Here is a 17,263-nt window from a genome sequence, read left to right as displayed (position 1 = left end):
GCCCGGCCATGCGCCGCGAGCTTCGCCACATCGCAGCGGTGCGAGGCCGTCGAGGTCACGAAGGTGATGAGCGCCAGCCCGACATCCTCTTGCCAGCGGGCAACGAAATCCTCGTCGCGCACCCAGCTTTCGCCAGGCCTGAGCGGCACGGTGTCGAGCGTGAAATTGAAACGTTGGGCCAAGCCTGCCAGCAGGAAATGCAGGCTCGGAAAACAATCGGCGGCAACCAGCAGGCGCTTTCCCGCCAGACGCTCGGAGGGCAGGGCGCCGATCAGGCTGTGGAGCGCGGCGGTGACATTCTCAGCGGTGGTGAGCGTGCCATGTGGTGCTTCGATCAGCCTGATCCAGGCATCGATGAAGCGCTGCCGCGCGGCGAGCGCCGCCGGCCACTGGCCATCGTCTTGCGCCGACCAGATGCCGGAGAAGTCCGCCAGCGCGGCAGCCATCCGCTCGGCTTTGCCGGGGAAAGTGCCGATCGAGTGGTAGAGAAAATAGCCGGACATCTTCTGTCTCGCTCCCTTGTGATCATGTGATCACAAAACGGAGCGAGGATCAATCCTTTAAGGCTAAAGAAAAACGGCGAGGTGCCAATAAGCAGCCGATTGCTTTGGTCCAGCGCGGCCGCGACAGGACCTTCTCGGTCTTTGGGTCAGCCCAAGCTGAGGAAGATCAGGAAGCTTTGCCGAAACCGGTGAAGTCGACCGTCTTGGGCTCTGGCACATCGGGGCAGATGGCGCGCAGCGTCATCTGGGTCGCCGTGATGTCGGCCACCACCTCGTCGCGGGCGCGAGCAAAGTCCTTGTCCTTCAGCGCGGCGATGATCGCGATATGCCGGCCGGACGGTTCCATGGTTCCGGCGCGCATCAGCGGCGCCACGTGGTTGGACAACAGCCGCATATAGGGGCCGAAGCGCAGCCACAGCGTTTCGATTAGCTGGAACAGCACGTCCGAGCCTGAGGCGCGGTAAATGATGAAATGGAACTGCTGGTTCTTGGCGATCAGCTCATAGATGCTGCCGTCGCGGCCGATCGCCTGCTGGTCGTCGGTGATGCGCTGCAGGCTGGCGATCTCGACCGCCGTCAGGCGCGGCGCGCCGAGCTCGGCCGCCAGCCCTTCGACCGCCAGGCGGGCACGGCAGAGGTCGTCGAGCCGCGCCCGCGTGACGACCGGCACGCAGGCCGAGCCGTTCTGCGAGATCTCCAGCGCGTTCTCCGCCGCCAGCCGCCGCAAGGCCTCGCGCACCGGCATGTTTGAGGTGCCGAAGGCCTCGGCCAGCGCGGCGATGGTCAGCACCTGTCCCGGATCGAAGCTGCCGACCATCAAGGCATGGCGGAGCTGTTGGTAGACGCCATCCTGGACGGTGATGCGTCCCGATACGGGTTCGAAGCCCAGAGCCACGGTTTTGCTTTCCTCAGATGCCGGCAGAAGCTATGTGCGATGCCGAGTGCGCCCGCCGAAGCAAGCGTGATCATCTGATCACAGTTTGTGTTTAGAGCCAAGCGGCGGTTCGAATAGTCAAGGCGATGATCTCTGATCGAATCGGGCCTATGCCTTCAAACGACAGCGCTGCCCCTCATCCGCCTGCCGGCACCTTCTCCCCGTATAATGACGGGAAGAAGGGAGCGGTCGCAAGCGAGGCGCCCATCCCGCAACGTTGGTCAGTGGCGAAACCGCCGGCGACAGCACCCCTCTCCCCGTCACTATACGGGGAGAGGATGCCGGCAGGCAGGTGAGGGGCGGCGCTGACGCTTTGGTTTTCAGCGCGAGTTTTCGGCGCGCCTGTCGACTTGGCGCAATTCACTCCGGTATGACCGCCGTCGCCTGGATCTCCACCTTGGCGCGGTCCTCGACCAGCGCCATCACCTGCATGGCGGCCATGGCCGGGAAGTGTCGGCCGATGACCGCGCGGTAGGCCTCGCCGATCCCCTTGAGGTTGGCGAGATACTCGGCCTTGTCGGTGAAATACCAGGTCATCGAAGTGATGTGATGCGGCTCGCCGCCCGCTTCCGCCAGCACCGCGACGATGTTGGCCAGCGTCTGGCGCACCTGGCCGGCGAAATCGTCGGTCTCGAAACGGCACTCGGCGTTCCAGCCGACCTGGCCGCCGACGAACACCAGCCGGCCGCGCGCGGCGACGCCGTTGGCGTATCCGATGGGCTTTGCCCAGCCTTCCGGCTGCAGGATGGTGTGCATGACTAGACTCCCCCTAATTCAAATGCGGTTTGCAAGGCATGGACCGATTCACGCCGCTCCCATCACTTGCCGCGCGATCACCACCTTCTGCACGTCGGATGCGCCTTCATAGATGCGCAGCGCACGGATCTCGCGATAGAGGCTTTCGACGATGTGATCCTTGCGCACCCCGTCGCCGCCATGCAGTTGCACGGCCGTGTCGATCACCTCCTGCGCGCGGTCGGTGGCGAACAGCTTCGCCATCGCCGCCTCGCGGGTGACGCGGGGGGCGCCCATGTCCTTGGTCCAGGCGGCGCGGTAGACGAGAAGCGCCGCGGCGTCGACGTCCAGCGCCATGTCGGCGATGTGGCCCTGCACCATCTGCAGGTCCGCCATCGGCGCGCCGAACAGTTCGCGCTTAGCGGCGCGACTAACGCTCTCGTCCAGGGCACGACGGGCAAAACCGAGTGCCGCGGCACCCACGGTCGAGCGGAACACGTCGAGCACCGACATGGCGATGCGAAAGCCGTCACCGGGCTTGCCGATCAGCGCGGAAGCGGGGACGCGGGCGTTGTCGAATGCCAGTCGCGCCAGCGGGTGTGGGGCGATCGTCTCCAGCCGCTCGGCGATGCTCAGGCCTTCGGTCTCGGCCGGTACGATGAAGGCGGAAATCCCCTTGGCGCCCGGCGCCTCGCCGGTGCGGGCGAAGACGATGTAGAGATCGGCGATGCCGCCATTGGAAATCCAGGTCTTCTCGCCGGTCAGCAGATAATCGTCGCCGTCGCGCGTGGCCGTCATTTCCATGTTGGCGACGTCCGATCCGGAGCGCGGCTCCGACAGCGCGAAGGCCGAGATCGCCTTGCCGGCCCGCGTCTGGTCAAGCCAATGCTGTTGTTCCGGCGTGCCGAACAGGCTGAGCGCGCCGGTGCCGAGCCCCTGCATGGCGAAGGCGAAATCGGCCAGCCCGTCATGGCGGGCCAGTGTCTCGCGCGTGATGCAGAGCGTGCGCACGTCGAGCGGTCCGGGATTGTCCGTGTCGAGCGCCGTCGGCTTCAGCCAACCGTCACGGCCGAGCTTAGCCACCAGCTCCCGGCAGGCGGCGTCGACATCGTGATGGTCGACCGGCAGGTTCTTCGCGCACCAGGCGTCGAGCTGGTCGGCGAGCTGGCGATGGCGCTCCTCGAAGAAGGGCCAGTTGAGGAAGGAACGGTCAGGCATAGCGAAAGCCTCCTGCGTCGCGTTCCTTCACACCCCCCTCTGTCCTGCCGGACATCTCCCCCGCAAGGGGGGAGATCAGCTGAAAGCTATGCTTTCGCCAATCGCCAGCATTGCAGGATGGGCGGCGGCGTGGAGGCAGCCGATCTCCCCCCTTGCGGGGGAGATGGCCGGCAGGCCAGAGGGGGGTGCCTGGGCGAAAACCATTCATCGCTAATTCCCCTCGAACACCGGCTTTTCCTTCGCCACGAACGCCTTGTACGCCCGCTCGAAATCGCCGGTCTGCATGCAGATCGCCTGCGCCTGCGCTTCCGCCTCGATCGCCTGGTCGATGCCCATCGACCATTCCTGGTTGAGCTGCGTCTTGGTGATGCCATGCGCGAAGGTCGGGCCGGAGACGATGCGTGCCGCCATGTCGAGCGCGTCGGCCTCGAGCGCGGTCGGCTCCACCAGCCGGTTGTAAAAACCCCAGCGCTCGCCTTCGGCCGCGCTCATGGTACGGCCGGTGTAGAGCAGCTCCGCGGCGCGGCCCTGGCCGATGATGCGCGGCAGGATCGCGCAGGCGCCCATGTCGCAGCCGGCAAGACCGACGCGGGTGAACAGGAAGGCGGTTTTGGCTTCCGGCGTGGCGATGCGGATGTCGGAGGCCATGGCGATGATGGCGCCGGCGCCGACCGCCACGCCGTCGACAGCGGAAATGATCGGCTTGCCGCAGTTGAGCATCGCCTTGACAAAGTCGCCGGTCATGCGGGTGAAGGCGAGCAGCGCCTTCATGTCCATCTTGACCAGTGGCCCGATGATGTCGTGGACATCGCCGCCCGAGCAGAAATTGCCGCCATTGGGCAGGAACACCACGGCGTCGACATCGTCGGCATAGACGAGATCGCGAAACGTGTCGCGCAGTTCGGCATAGCTGTCGAAGGTCAGCGGGTTCTTGCGCTCGGGGCGGTCGAGCCGGACCCTGGCGACCTTGCCTTCGACCTCCCAGAGAAAATGCTTGGGCTTGAGATTGGCCATGGCGCTCATTCGCGTCCCTCCCAATTGCTGCGGAACGAAGTCAGCATGCCGGTCAGCCGGCGCGCCTCTTCCTCACTGACGTTGCCGAGCAGTTCGCCGACCCAATTCTCATGCGCGGCGGCGATCTCCGCGAATGCCTTCGAGCCGTCCTCGGTCAGCCGCACCATCGAGGTGCGGCGGTCGCCGTTGCGGCGCGCCCGCGTCACCAGCCCTTCCGACACCAGCCGGTCGACGATGCCGGTGACATTGCCGTTCGACACCAGCAGGAAGCGCGACAGGTCGCTCATCAGCATGCCTTCGGGCGACCGGTAGAGCGCCGCCATCACGTCGAAGCGCGGCAGCGTGGTGTTGAATTCCGTCTTCAGCCGTTCGCGCAGTTCGGCCTCGATCGTGCGCGAGGCGCGCAGCAGCCTGATCCACAGGCGCAGCCTGTCCTTGCCGGGACCGGAATGCGTGGGCAGCGGACCGGCTACCATGTCTCGCCTCCCGAAACCGAGATCGCCTGTCCGGTGATCGAGCGGGCGGCGTCGCCGCACAGCCACAACACCGCTTCGGCGACCTCCTCAGGCTGGATGAAGCGCCCTTGCGGGTTCGTCGCCGCAAGGCTTGCGCGTGCTTCATCGGCAGCCCGGCCGGTCTTGTCGACGATGCGCTGGATGGACTGCTCCAGCATCTCCGTGTCGACGAAGCCCGGGCAGACTGCATTGACGGTGACGCCGGACTTGGCGGTTTCGGCCGCGAGCGCCCGCATCAGGCCGACGACGCCGTGCTTGGCCGCGACGTAAGGGGCCACATAGGCGTAGCCCTTCAGCCCGGCCGTCGAAGCGACGAAGACGATGCGTCCCGACTTGCGCGCCAGCATGCCGGCCAGCGCCGGCTTCACCGTCAGGAAGGCGCCGGTCAGGTTGACGTCGAGCGTGCGCTGCCAGTCAGCGAGCGAGGTCTTGTGCGCCGGCGCGCTGCCGGCCATGCCGGCATTGGCGACGAGGATGTCAAACGGTCCGCGTGCGGCTTCCGCTTTCGTATAGAGGGCGGCCATTTCTGTCTCGTCCGTCACATCGGCGGCGATGCCAAAGATGCGCCCGCTCTCGCGCGTAACGTCAGCCAGCGCTGCCTCGCGCCGTCCGCAGATGGTGACGTTGGCGCCCGCTTCCGCCAGCGCCAGTGCGATGGCTCTGCCGACGCCTGAGCCGCCGCCAGTGACCAGCGCGTGCCTGCCGGCGATCGCTTGAGCCGCGCTCATACTTTCAGCCCCGCGGCCGCTTCTCGCTCGGCCAGCCGGTAGAGCTGGTCGCGGCCCGGCAAATAGGGATCTGGCCATTTGACGCCGCGGTCGCCGAGCGCCACCGCAGCATGCAGCGTCCAGTAGGGATCGGTGAGATGCGGCCTGGCCAGCGCCACCAGATCGGCGCGGCCCGCCATCAGGATCGAGTTGGCATGGTCCGGCTCATAGATGTTGCCGACCGCCATCGTCGCCATGCCGACCTCGTTGCGGATGCGGTCGGAGAACGGCGTTTGGAACATGCGGCCGTAGACGGGTTTTGCCGCGATCGAGGTCTGCCCGGCCGACACGTCGCAAAGGTCGACGCCGGCCTCATGCAGCAGTTTTGCGATCTCGACCGCGTCGGATGGGGTCACACCCTCGATGCCGACCCAGTCATTGGCTGAGATGCGCATCGAGATCGGCTTTTCCGCCGGCCACGCCGCGCGCACCGCGCGGAAGACTTCCAGCGGATAGCGCATGCGGTTCTCCAGCGAACCGCCATAGTTGTCGGTGCGCCGGTTGGTCAGCGGCGTGATGAAGGAGGAGAGCAGGTAGCCATGCGCCGCATGGATTTCGAGCATGTCGAAGCCGCAGCGGGCTGCCATCTCGGCAGAGGCGACGAACTCACCGCGCACCCTGTCCATGTCGGCGCGATCCATCGCCTTCGGCACCTGGTTCTCGGGTGACCACGCCACGGCCGATGGCGCCATCACCGGCCAGTTGCCTGAGGGCAGCGGCACGTCCGTTCCCTGCCAGCCGACGCGGGTCGAGCCCTTGGCGCCGGAATGGCCGATCTGGGCACAGATTTTTGCCTCGGTCTCGCTGTGGACGAAGTCGACCAGCCGCTTCCAGGCCACCTCATGTTCGGGCGCGTAAAAGCCTGGGCAGCCGGGCGTGATGCGCCCTTCGGGGCTGACGCAGGTCATCTCGATGTAAAGCAGCCCGGCGCCACCCTTGGCGCGCTCCGCATAGTGCGAAAAATGCCAGTCGGTCGGGCAGCCGTCGACGGCCTTGTACTGCGCCATCGGCGACACGACGATGCGGTTGTTGAGCGCCATGTCGCGCAGCTTGAATGGCGCGAACATCGGCGCCCGGCGCTGCCTGTTGCCGCCGGCGCCCGCCTGGCGCTGGAACCATTCTTCGGCGGCACCCAGCCACTCGGCGTCGCGCAACCTGAGATTCTCGTGGCTTATGCGTTGCGAGCGGGTGAGCAGCGAATAGTTGAACTGCACCGGATCGAGGCCGAGATAGCGCTCGACCTCCTCGAACCATTCCAGCGAGTTGCGCGCCGCCGACTGCAGTTTCAGCACCTCGGTGCGCCGCGCGTCTTCGTACTTGCGGAATGCCGCCTCGAGGTCGGGCTCGGACTCGACATAGTCGGCCAGCGCTACGGCGCTTTCCAGCGCGAGCTTGGTGCCGGAGCCGATCGAGAAATGCGCCGATGCCGCCGCATCGCCCATCAGCGCCAGGTTCTTGTAGGACCAGCGCTCGCACAGCACGCGTGGGAAGTTGATCCAGGCCGAGCCTCTGATGTGGTTGGCGTTGGTCATCAGCGCATGGCCGCCGAGATGCTTGGCGAAGATGCGTTCGCAGACCGCGATCGATTCCTGCTGCGACATCGCGCCGAAGCCGAAGCGATCCCAAGTCTGCTCGCTGCATTCGACGATGAAGGTCGCGGTCTCGCTGTCGAACTGGTAGGCGTGTGCCCACACCCAGCCATGCTCCGTCTTCTCGAAGATGAAGGTGAAGGCGTCGTCGAACTTCTGCTTCGTGCCCAGCCACACGAATTTGCATTTGCGGGTGTCGATATCGGGCTTGAAGATTTCGGCGAAGGCGCCGCGCGCTTTCGAGTTCAGCCCGTCCGCCGCCACCACCAGATCGTGCGATTCCATGAACGGCCTGGGGTCGGCGATATCGGTTTCGAACTGCAGCTTGATGCCGAGCTCGTGTGCCCGCCGCTGCAAGAGGATCAGGAGGCGCTTGCGGCCGATGCCGCAGAAGCCGTGGCCGGAGGAGACGGTGCGCACGCCGTCATGGATGACGGCGATATCGTCCCAATAGGCGAAATGCTTCTTGATCCAGACCGCGCTGACCGGATCGTTGCGGCTGAGGTTATCGAGCGTCTCGGCCGACAGCACCACGCCCCAGCCGAAGGTGTCGTCGGCGCGGTTGCGCTCGAACACCGTCACCTCATGGGCGGCGTCGCGCAGCTTCATCGAGATGGCAAAGTAGAGCCCGGCCGGGCCGCCGCCGAGAACCGCAACCTTCATGCCTGCGATCTCCTCTTCGCTTCCGGGGCCGCTACGGCGGTCCCGGTTCCCAGTATCGCGCCGACGCGAAATTATTTCAAGCTTGAAGTTTCATGATTGAATAATTGCCTGCGCGCCCTGCGGATCGGTCACTTGGCCGGATCCTTCGGGCTCCACAGCACCGTCTCGGCGCCTTTCTCGTAGGCCATGCCGTCGGGATAGCTGATCGCTTCGAGCTGCAGCCCCCAGGGCGCCTGGAAATAGAGGATGGTCTGGCCGGCGGCCGGCCCTTCCTTGACCGGCAGCGGCCCCATGCGCGTCTTGACGCCCTTGCCGTCGAGATAGGCCTTCGCGGCGGCGACGTCGTCGACATAGAGGGCGATGTGGAAGCCGCCGATGTCGCTGTTCTTAGGCGTCAGGTCCTTCTGGTCGGGCGCGGTGTATTTGAACAGCTCGATGTTCGATCCGTAGCCGCAGCGGATCTGCGTGATCTCCTCGATCACCGCCTTCGGGTCGACGCCGAGCAGATCCTGCATGAACGTGCCCTTGTCGTCGGCGAACGGGCCGAACGCCATCGCCTTCTTGCAGCCGACGACATTGGTGAAGAAATCGACGGCCTGCTTCATGTCGGGCACGGTGATGCCTGTGTGGTCGTGCCCGCGCATGCCGGGGATAGAATCCGCCGCGGCCGCTCCCATTGAGCCGAGCAGGATTGCGGCAAGCAGCGCGCCGCGGGTTGCATAGTTCATGTCACCCTCCATTCGCGGGCTGGCCTGAAGACGCACATCCGAGGCCCGCTGTTCGGCGTGCGGAAAGGTCTATGCCGAAGCCTTTTCGGGCGGTCGCAGCCAGTCCGGATCGATCTCGGGCAGCGGGATGGCGGCGAGCAGATCGCGCGTGTAGGCCTGCTTCGGATTTTCGAACAGCGCATCGGTGGCGCTGGCCTCGACGATCCTGCCCTCGCGCATGACGATGACCTGCTGGCAGAGCCGCCTTATCACCGACAGATCGTGGCTGATGAAGGCTACCGTCAGCCCCATTTCGGCCGCCAGTTTTTCCAGCAGGGTCAGGATCTGCGCCTGCGTCGACACGTCGAGGCCGGAGACGATCTCGTCGGCCAGCACGAATTTCGGCGACAGCGCCAGCGCTCGCGCGATGCCGACGCGCTGGCGCTGGCCGCCCGAGAGCTGGTGGCGGTAACGGCTGGCGAAATTCTGCGGCAGGCCGACCCGCTGCAGCGCTTCCGCCACGCGTTCCTTCAGCCTGTCGCCGAGGCCGTTCTGCCTCAGCGGCGCGGCGATGATGTTGAAGATCGTATGGCGCGGGTTGAGCGACGACATCGGGTCCTGGAAGATCATCTGCAAGTCGCGACGCAGCGGCCTCAGTTCGGCTTCCGACAGATTGCTGATGTCGCGGCCTTCGAAGCTGATCGAGCCGGCGCTCGGCTCCAGCAGCCGCACCAGGGTACGGCCGAGCGTCGACTTGCCCGACCCGGACTCGCCGACAATGCCAGTCACCGATCCCTTCGGCAGGTCGAAATCCAGCCCTTTCAGGATTTCGGCCAGTGGCGCGCGGCCGATCAGCGGCTTGCGCGTCATGTCGGGCAGCGCCACCTTCAACCCGCGCACGGAAAACAGCGGCTCAGCCATGGCCTGGCCTCCAGGACTGGTCGGCGGCAGCGATCTCCGCTGCCAGCCCGGCGAGCACCGTTTCGTCCACCGGCTTCAGCGATGCGTAGGGGTCCGTGTAGCGCGGCGTCGCCGCGATCAGCGCCCGTGTGTACGGATGCCGGGGTGCTGCGAAGAGCTCGGCGGTGTCGGCTTCCTCGACCACCTTGCCGGCATAGAGCACCGACACTTTCTGGCTGATCTTGGCGACGACGCCGAGGTCGTGGGTGACGAACAGGATCGCCGTGCCGTGGTCGCGCTGCAGCTGCGCGATCAGCCGCAGGATCTGCTTCTGCACCGTCACGTCGAGCGCCGTCGTCGGCTCGTCGGCGACAATCAGCCTCGGCTCGGCGGCGAAGGCTGCCGCGATAAGCACGCGCTGGCGCATGCCGCCGGACAGTTCGTGCGGATAGCTTTTCAGCACGCGCTCGGGGTCGCGTATCTGCACCTCGTCGAGCAACTGGCGGATGCGGCTGTCGGCTCGCTCGCCGCTCCAGCCGAGGATGCGGACCAGCCTGTCGGTCATCTGCGGGCCGATGCGGCGCGACGGGTTGAGCGCGGTCAGCGGATCCTGCGGGATCAGCGCCGTGCGGGCGCCGATCAAATTGCGCCGCGCCTTGGGCTGCAGGGCGCCGAGATCCTCGCCTTCCAGCAGCATGTCGCCTTCGACGACGCGCACGCTGGTCGGCAGCACGCCGAGCACCGCCTTGCCGATCATCGTCTTGCCGGCGCCGCTTTCGCCGACCAGCGCGCGCATCTCGCCCGGCTGGACGGACAGCGACACCGAGCGCAGCACGCGCTGGCCGTTGGGCAGCACGGCGCTGAGCGAGCGGATGTCGAGACAGGCCGCGCTCATCGCAGCACCGGATCGAAACGCGCCTTCAGCGCTTCGCCGAACTGGCTGAAGGACAGCACGGTGAGGATCAGCGTGATCAGCGGAAACACCAGCACCCACCAGGCCTGGTGGATCGACAGCCGGCCTTCGGCGATGATGCCGCCCCAGGTCGGATCGTCGGTCGAGATCGACAGGTTGACGAAGGACAGGATCGCCTCGACGATGACGGCGATGCCCATCTCCAGCGACAGCAGCGCGACGATCGACGGCAGCACGTTGGGCAACACCTCGCGCAGCATGATGCCGATACGGCCATAGCCGGCGATGCGCGCGCTTTCGACATAGTCCATGCGCGCCTGGCCCATCGCCTCGGCGCGGATGACCCGGCAGAAGCGCGTCCAGTCGATGACGGCGATGGCGATGATGACGGAGCTGAGGCCGGTGCCCAGCACCGCCACCAGAAGGATGGCGAACAGCACCGGCGGGAAGGCCATCCAGATGTCGACGATGCGCGAGATGATGCGATCGGCCCAGCCGCCAAAATAGCCGGCAATCAGCCCCAGTGCCGAGCCGACCAGGCAAGCGGCCGCAGCGGCGGCGAAGGCGACTATGAAGGCGATGCGGCCGCCGAAGATCAATCGTGAGAGCAGATCGCGGCCGAGGCTGTCGGTGCCCAGCCAATAGCCGGGCTCGGCGCCGTCCAGCCAGAAGGGCGGCAGGCGCTCCAGCATCAGGTCCTGCGCCAACGGGTCCTGCGGCGCGATCAGCGGCGCAAGGACTGCCGCCAGCAGCGCGAGCAGCAGCCAGCCGCCGGCCAGCCATAGCCTCGGGCTCGAGCCGCTTCGGGAGATGCGGGCGTCATCCATGGCGCAGCCTCGGATTAAGCAGCGCGTACATCATGTCGACGGCGAGGTTGATCAGCACGAAGAGCAGCGCGAAGACCAGCACGATGCCCTGGATCAGCGGCAGGTCGCGGTTGATGACGGCGTCGATCGCCATGTTGCCGAGGCCCTCGTAGGAGAACAGCCGCTCGACGATGACGGTGCCGCCGATGAGGAAGGTGAACTGCACGCCGACCAGCGTCAGCGTCGGCAGCGCAGCGTTTTTCAGCGCTTCGCGCAGGATGACCTGCGTCTCCGAAAAGCCCTTCACGCGCGCCAGCACGACATAGTCGAGGTCGAGCACCTCCTTCAGCGACTGTTTCAGCAATTGCGCGATGATCGCGGCCAGCGGCAGCGCCAGCGCCACGGCCGGCATCAGCATGTGCTTGAGCAGGTCCCAGGTGAGATCGAAGCGAAGCCAAAGCAAGCTCTCGATGAGATAGAACTGGGTGACGAAGGGCAGGTCGAGTTGCGGCGACACCCGGCCGGAAATGTCGAAGACCGGGACAAGGACGCCGAACAGCAGGATCAGCACCAGCCCCCACAGGAAATCGGGGATGGAGAGCGCGGTGCCGCTGGCGATGTCGATGCCGGCCTCGAACGCCGTGCCGCGCTCGCGCGCCCCAAGGATCGCCGCCGTGCCGCCGATGGCCACCGCCATCAGAAGCGCCACGGTCGCAAGCTCCAGCGTCGCCGGCAGCCGGTCGAAGACCAGCCCCAGCACATCCTGCCGCAGCGATATCGAGGTGCCGAAATCGCCGCGCAGGACGCCGCCGAGCCAGATGAAGAACTGCTGCACGATGGTCTTGTCGAGCCCGTAGAGCGCCAGCAGCCGCGCGATATCGTCATCGCTGGCGCCGGGCGGCAGCATCATCGCGATCGGGTCACCGGGCGCCACCCGGATGACGACGAAGACGACCACAGCCACGCCGAACAGCGTGACCAGCATCGTCAGCAGACGAACGAGGAATCTTTGCAGCAGCATCAGCCTGTATGCCCGGATGAAAAAATGCGCGCCGTCTTCGCGACGGCGCGCGGCAATCCAAGGCCGATGATCAGGCCGGGGTCATCAGCGCCGGCAGCAAGGCACCCGACACGTGCTGCACCACATTGACGCCCCTGGCGTGCACGATCGGCTGCGCATACTGGATCAGCGGCAGCACATAGGCCTGCTCGGCGATGTATTTGTCGACCGCCTTCCAGCCGGCGATGCGCTTGGCCTCGTCCTTCTCGCCCCACAGCGGGTTGATCATGTCGATCAGGTCCTTGCTGTCCCAGACCGAATGCGGGCTCGGGCCGTACATGGCAAAGCCGGTCGACGTCGTCGGATCGCCGATCGCGTTGCCCCAGTTGTAGAAGGCCGCCGGCGCCAGCTTGTCGGCGGCGCGCAGCTCATAGTGCTTGGCGATCTCGTAGACCTCGATCGTCGCCTCGATGCCGACCTTGCGCCACATGCCGACGATGGCCTGGATCATCTCATAATCCTTGGGCTTGAAGCCCTTGGTCGTCTGGATCGTGAACTTGACCGGCTTCTCCGGCGAAAAGCCGGAAGCGGCGAGCAGTTCTTTCGCCTTTTCCGGATTGTGCTCGACCTTGATCGAAGCATCGAAGGCCGTGTATTCCGGCGTCTCCAGCGTGGCGATCGGCTGGCCGTAGCCGCGCAGCAGCCGCTTGACAAGCAGCTCCTTGTCCACCGCCATCACCGCAGCCTGGCGGACGTTCTTGTCCAGCATCGCCTCGATGTCGTTGAAGAAGATCATGCCGATGTCGGAGACGTTCTTGATCGAGCCGGCGAGCCCGTCCTTGGTGATCAGCCGGTCATATTCCTCATAGGGGATCTCCAGCGTCACCTGAGAGGAGCCGGACTCTATCTCGGCGACGCGGCTCGCCGCGTCGGTGACGAACTTGATCGTCACGTTCTCGAAGGCCGGCTTGGCGCCCCAGTAGTTCGGATTGGCCTTGAGCCGCAGGAAGGCGTTGCGCTCGAACTTGTCGACCATGTACGGGCCGGTGCCGATAGGCGCCTTCTCGAAGCCTTCGGCGCCGACCTTCTCGTAATAGGCCTTCGGCATGATGTAGCCGGTCAGGAACGACATCCATTTGAAATAGACCGGGTCGAACTGCACGACATCGCCGGTGATCTTGTTGCCGTCGATCTTGAAATTGTTGACGTTCTTCCAGACGAACTGGATCGGGTTGCCGGTCTTCTCGTCGCCGGCCCGCTGCAGCGACCAGACTACGTCCTCAGGCGTGAACGGCGAGCCATCATGCCACTTCACGCCCTCGCGCACAGTCATCGTCACCTTGGTGCGGTCCTCGTTCCAGCCCCATTCGGTGAGCAGGCCGGGCGTGAAGGAAAGGTCGGGCTTCTGCGGGATGAACTGGTCGAACACCGACTGGTAGAGACCCTGGATCGTCGGGTTGACGGCGGAGGGCCCGGTCGTCGGGTCCCAGGACGGCAAATTGACGTTGTAGGCGATGGTCAGTTCTCCCGCCGCCTTGGCTGCCTTCGGCAGGCCGAGCGCGGTCGCGCCGATCGCCGCCGCGCCGTATCCGAGCAAGTCACGTCTGTTGATGGTCATGGTCGTTCCCCTGTGGTTGTGTTTCTTCGCGCGGCATTCTCATTCGATCGTTGGGTTCAGGCTCCTTGGGCAACCGCGCCTTGCCCCCTGCATCCCGGAAAGATCGTCGCTCCTACCTCCCGCCTAGCTGTTCAGCGAGCATGAAGCCCGAGGCGGCACCGGTGCCGGCGCCGGGCCATGTCGCGGCGCCGGTGAGGTAGAGGTTTGAGACCGGCGTGTTCCAGCCGGCGTAGCCACGGGCCGGGCGGAAGAGAAAATTCTGCGCCAGATGATGGCTGCCGCAGACCTGGTCGCCGCCGACGAGGTTCGGATTCTCGCGCTCGAGATCGAGCGGCGAGAAGACGGCGCGGCCGAGGATCTTTTGGCGCAGGCCCGGCGCGTAACTCTCGATGATCTCGAGCACGCGCTCGGCATAGGTGTCCTTGATCGCGTCCCACGGACCGGACTCGATCCTGCCGGCCGCGTCGCCGAGGATTCCGGCCGGCAGCATGCGCACCTGCACCCACAGCACATGCTTGCCTGCGGGCGCGCGGGACGGATCGACGGCCGTCGGCTGACCGACAACCAGCACCGGCTGGTCCGGCAGCATGCCCGCTGTCGCCTGCTGGTAGGTGCGCGACATGGCTTCGAGCGAGGGCGAAAGATGCACATAGGCGAACTGGCGCAACTCGGCCCCAGCGCTCCAGTCGGGCAGGTCGTCCAGCGCCAGGTGGATCATCATCGTGCCTGGCGCGTAACGGAATTTCTTCATCGCCGCGTCGAAACCGGCATCGCCGGAACCGTCGGGCAGAAGCTTGCCCGGCAGCGCCTTCGGCGCGACGCCGGCAATCACTGCCTTGCTGGCAACGTGGAAATCCCCGGACGCGAGCCGCACGCCGGTCGCCCGGCCGCCCGCGACCGTGATCTCGGCGACCTCGGCGCCGGTTGCGATCTTGCCGCCAGCCGCCGTCACCATGCCGGCAAGCGCGCGGATCATGGTGTCGGCGCCGCCCCTGCCCAGCACCATGCCGAAACTCTGGTTGGCCATCGATTCCAGATAGGGGAACACGGCGCCGCCGGCGATGTCGGGCGCGAAGTCGAGATGCATGCCCCAGGCGGCGAGCGTCGCGCGCACATGCGGCGTCTCGAAATTTTCTTCCAGCCACGCGCGCGGCGAGGAGAGGAGCAGCCGGCCGGTGTCGAGCGCGCCGGCAACGCCCTTCTTGCGCCAGAGCTTCCAGGCCGTGCCGGCCAGCGCGCGGGCGCTCATCGGCGAGCCCAGCAGCCGGAACAGATGCTCGGCTTCGCCCGGAAAGGCGTCGACAAGACGCCGCCAAGTATCGGCGTCCGCTGCGGAGAAGGCGGCCAGCCGCGCGGCGGTCTTCTCCAGGTCGTCGCTGACGCCGAACCATTTGCCGTCCGGGAAGGCGCTGGCGAAACAGTCCGCCACCGGAGCGAATTCCAGCCCGTGGTTTTTCAATTCATTTGCATATTTCCGGTGGAAGGCCGAGCCGGCGAACAGGCTCAGATTCATCGCGCCAAAATCGTGGCGGAAGCCGGGTAAGGTGAATTCGCCGGTCTGCACCGCGCCGCCGATTGCTGCACTGCGTTCAAAAACGGCAGTTTTCCAGCCTTTGCGCGACAGATGCGCGGCGCATGCCAGACTGTTGTGGCCCGCCCCGACAAAGATGGCGTCGAACTCGCTCACGCCTCGCCCCAAAATGCTTTATGCTTAAAGATAATTGCAGATGCATATGTTTTCGTCTAGTAGGATATTAAGGGCCGCAACGAGCCTCGATCTTCATCGACAAAGAGGGAACTGAGACCATGGACACGCAAAAACTCCTCGGCGAGGTCGCCGGCCAGCTGCTTTCGGGCGCCATCCGCGTGGTCGACCTGTCGGCGCCGCTCGGGCCGAACACGCCGCTGATCAAGCTGCCGCCGGAGCTCGCCGTCGACACGCCGAAGGTCGAGATCCACGCCATCTCCAAATATGACAAGAACGGGCCGTGGTGGGCCTGGAACTGGCTGAAGCTCGGCGAGCATTCGGGCACGCATTTCGATGCGCCACAGCACTGGATCACCGGCAAGGACTATCCGGACGGCGCCACCGACACCATTCCGGCGCAGAATTTCGTCGGCCCGGTCAACGTCATCGACTGCTCGAAGGAATCAGCCGCCGACCACGATTTCCTGCTCACCGTCGACCACATCAAGGCCTGGGAAGCCAAGCATGGCGCCATCAATCCCGGCGAGTGGGTGGTGATGCGCACCGACTGGTACAAGCGCAACGGCTCGGAAGCCGAGTTCCTCAACGCCAACGAGACGGGCCCGCATACGCCGGGCCCGACGGCGGAAGCCATCCAGTTCCTGATCGGCAAGGACATCAAGGGCTGGGGCTCGGAGACCATCGGCACCGATGCCGGCAAGGCCGGCGGCATGGAGCCGCCGTTCCCGGCGCACACGCTGATGCACAAGGCCAACCGCTATGGTCTGGCCAGCCTATGCAACCTCGACCAGCTGCCGCCGAAAGGCGCGATCCTGATCGCCGCGCCGCTCAAGATCGAGCACGGCACCGGCAGCCCGATCCGCGCCCTGGCGCTGGTGCCGGGCAAATAGGGCGAGGTGGCGGTCTTCGGGAGAAGATCATGCTCGCAGGCAATGTCGTGATGATGAAGTCGAGGCGGCCGTCTTGGAGCGTCAGCGCTCTACGGCGCCCCCCTCTGTCCTGCCGGACATCTCCCCCACTTCGGGAGAGATTGGCAGTTTCGGCGCCCCGCTCAACCCTGCACCGTGGACAATTGGCGAAAGCCGCGATGCAAGCTGATCTCCCCCCTTGTGGGGGAGATGCCCGGCAGGGCAGAGGGGGGCGCGCAGGAACGCGGCTTTGCGCGATTGACCTTCAACTGCCAGCGCCCGGGAGCATCCAATGAACGCCCCCGATCACATCATCGTCGGCAGCGGCATCAACGCCCTGGTCTGCGCGGCGATGCTGGGCGGCAAGGGCGCGAAGGTGCTCGTGCTCGAGCGCAACGACCGCATCGGCGGCTGCATGCGCACCGAGGAGATCACCGCGCCCGGCTTCGTCCATGACGTGATGGCGACGACCTTTGTGCTGTTCATCACCTCGCCGGCCTTTGCAGCACTTGGCAAGGACCTGGCGCGGCATGGGCTGGAGTTTTGCCACACCGCGACCCCGACCGGCGTGCTGAGGCCCGACGGCAGCCATGCCGTGCTCAGCACCGACCGCGCCGCCAACATCGCTGCGCTCAACAAGGTCGCCTCGGGCGACGGCGACCGCCACGGCAACGATGTCGGTGGCATCGAGCGCAATGCCGGCCTGCTGTTCGGCCTGCTCGGCGGCGCCTTGTGGTCCTATCCGACGACCAAGCTGCTCACCGG

Annotated in this window: 16 protein-coding genes and 1 pseudogene; 2 read left to right on the top strand and 15 right to left on the bottom strand. The window is 65.8% G+C overall.

Annotated features, from left to right (window positions below; genetic code table 11):
- The 15 genes and pseudogenes from EN780_RS11525 to EN780_RS11445 all read right to left on the bottom strand — a co-directional run.
- Positions 1-503: pseudogene (locus EN780_RS11525) on the bottom strand (aminotransferase); the annotation flags it as partial.
- 166 nt (positions 504-669) lie between these two features.
- On the bottom strand, positions 670-1,398 hold the full coding sequence (locus EN780_RS11520) for a GntR family transcriptional regulator (RefSeq protein WP_128273802.1): 729 nt from the start codon (positions 1,396-1,398) through the stop codon (positions 670-672).
- Between the two features lie 399 nt (positions 1,399-1,797).
- Positions 1,798-2,193, bottom strand: coding sequence for a RidA family protein (locus tag EN780_RS11510; protein WP_127285415.1), 396 nt, complete (start codon positions 2,191-2,193; stop codon positions 1,798-1,800).
- A 48-nt stretch (positions 2,194-2,241) separates the two neighbouring features.
- On the bottom strand, positions 2,242-3,390 hold the full coding sequence (locus EN780_RS11505; RefSeq protein WP_128273800.1) for an acyl-CoA dehydrogenase family protein: 1,149 nt from the start codon (positions 3,388-3,390) through the stop codon (positions 2,242-2,244).
- Between the two features lie 210 nt (positions 3,391-3,600).
- The gene (locus EN780_RS11495) at positions 3,601-4,413 is read right to left on the bottom strand and encodes an enoyl-CoA hydratase family protein (RefSeq protein ID WP_128273798.1); all 813 of its coding nucleotides are present in this window, start codon (positions 4,411-4,413) and stop codon (positions 3,601-3,603) included.
- Complete coding sequence (locus tag EN780_RS11490) at positions 4,410-4,880, bottom strand: MarR family transcriptional regulator (RefSeq protein ID WP_127285418.1); 471 nt, start codon at positions 4,878-4,880, stop codon at positions 4,410-4,412. The genes EN780_RS11495 and EN780_RS11490 overlap by 4 nt, the downstream gene beginning before the upstream one ends.
- The gene (locus EN780_RS11485) at positions 4,874-5,647 is read right to left on the bottom strand and encodes an SDR family NAD(P)-dependent oxidoreductase (RefSeq protein WP_128273796.1); all 774 of its coding nucleotides are present in this window, start codon (positions 5,645-5,647) and stop codon (positions 4,874-4,876) included. Before EN780_RS11485 ends, EN780_RS11490 begins: the two co-directional genes overlap by 7 nt.
- On the bottom strand, positions 5,644-7,938 hold the full coding sequence (locus EN780_RS11480; RefSeq protein ID WP_128273794.1) for a bifunctional salicylyl-CoA 5-hydroxylase/oxidoreductase: 2,295 nt from the start codon (positions 7,936-7,938) through the stop codon (positions 5,644-5,646). The genes EN780_RS11485 and EN780_RS11480 overlap by 4 nt, the downstream gene beginning before the upstream one ends.
- Before the next feature lie 128 nt (positions 7,939-8,066).
- Positions 8,067-8,666 (bottom strand): VOC family protein, encoded by a 600-nt coding sequence (locus EN780_RS11475; RefSeq protein WP_128273792.1) that lies wholly within the window; start codon positions 8,664-8,666, stop codon positions 8,067-8,069.
- A 69-nt stretch (positions 8,667-8,735) separates the two neighbouring features.
- The gene (locus tag EN780_RS11470) at positions 8,736-9,566 is read right to left on the bottom strand and encodes an ATP-binding cassette domain-containing protein (RefSeq protein WP_127391691.1); all 831 of its coding nucleotides are present in this window, start codon (positions 9,564-9,566) and stop codon (positions 8,736-8,738) included.
- Positions 9,559-10,440, bottom strand: coding sequence for an ABC transporter ATP-binding protein (locus EN780_RS11465; RefSeq protein WP_128273790.1), 882 nt, complete (start codon positions 10,438-10,440; stop codon positions 9,559-9,561). Before EN780_RS11465 ends, EN780_RS11470 begins: the two co-directional genes overlap by 8 nt.
- Positions 10,437-11,285 carry an ABC transporter permease gene (locus EN780_RS11460; RefSeq protein ID WP_128273789.1) on the bottom strand — a complete coding sequence of 283 codons (849 nt, stop codon included), beginning with the start codon at positions 11,283-11,285 and terminating at the stop codon, positions 10,437-10,439. The genes EN780_RS11465 and EN780_RS11460 overlap by 4 nt, the downstream gene beginning before the upstream one ends.
- Positions 11,278-12,285 (bottom strand): ABC transporter permease, encoded by a 1,008-nt coding sequence (locus EN780_RS11455; RefSeq protein ID WP_128273787.1) that lies wholly within the window; start codon positions 12,283-12,285, stop codon positions 11,278-11,280. The genes EN780_RS11460 and EN780_RS11455 overlap by 8 nt, the downstream gene beginning before the upstream one ends.
- Positions 12,286-12,355: 70 nt before the next feature.
- On the bottom strand, positions 12,356-13,882 hold the full coding sequence (locus EN780_RS11450; RefSeq protein WP_128273785.1) for an ABC transporter substrate-binding protein: 1,527 nt from the start codon (positions 13,880-13,882) through the stop codon (positions 12,356-12,358).
- Positions 13,883-13,994: 112 nt separating this feature from the next.
- Positions 13,995-15,569: an NAD(P)/FAD-dependent oxidoreductase gene (locus tag EN780_RS11445; RefSeq protein WP_128273783.1), complete on the bottom strand. Its 1,575-nt coding sequence runs from the start codon at positions 15,567-15,569 to the stop codon at positions 13,995-13,997.
- Between the two features lie 119 nt (positions 15,570-15,688).
- Here EN780_RS11445 and EN780_RS11440 point away from each other — a divergent pair, with 119 nt between their 5' ends.
- Together EN780_RS11440 and EN780_RS11430 are read left to right on the top strand one after the other, a co-directional pair.
- Positions 15,689-16,480: a cyclase family protein gene (locus EN780_RS11440; protein WP_128273781.1), complete on the top strand. Its 792-nt coding sequence runs from the start codon at positions 15,689-15,691 to the stop codon at positions 16,478-16,480.
- A gap of 310 nt (positions 16,481-16,790) precedes the next feature.
- On the top strand, positions 16,791-17,263 hold a 473-nt coding region (locus EN780_RS11430), incomplete at its 3' end, for an NAD(P)-binding protein (RefSeq protein WP_133372600.1).

Source organism: Mesorhizobium sp. M4B.F.Ca.ET.089.01.1.1, assembly GCF_004022605.1.
Classification (GTDB): domain Bacteria; phylum Pseudomonadota; class Alphaproteobacteria; order Rhizobiales; family Rhizobiaceae; genus Mesorhizobium; species Mesorhizobium abyssinicae.
This window is presented reverse-complemented; position numbering and strand designations above follow the sequence as displayed.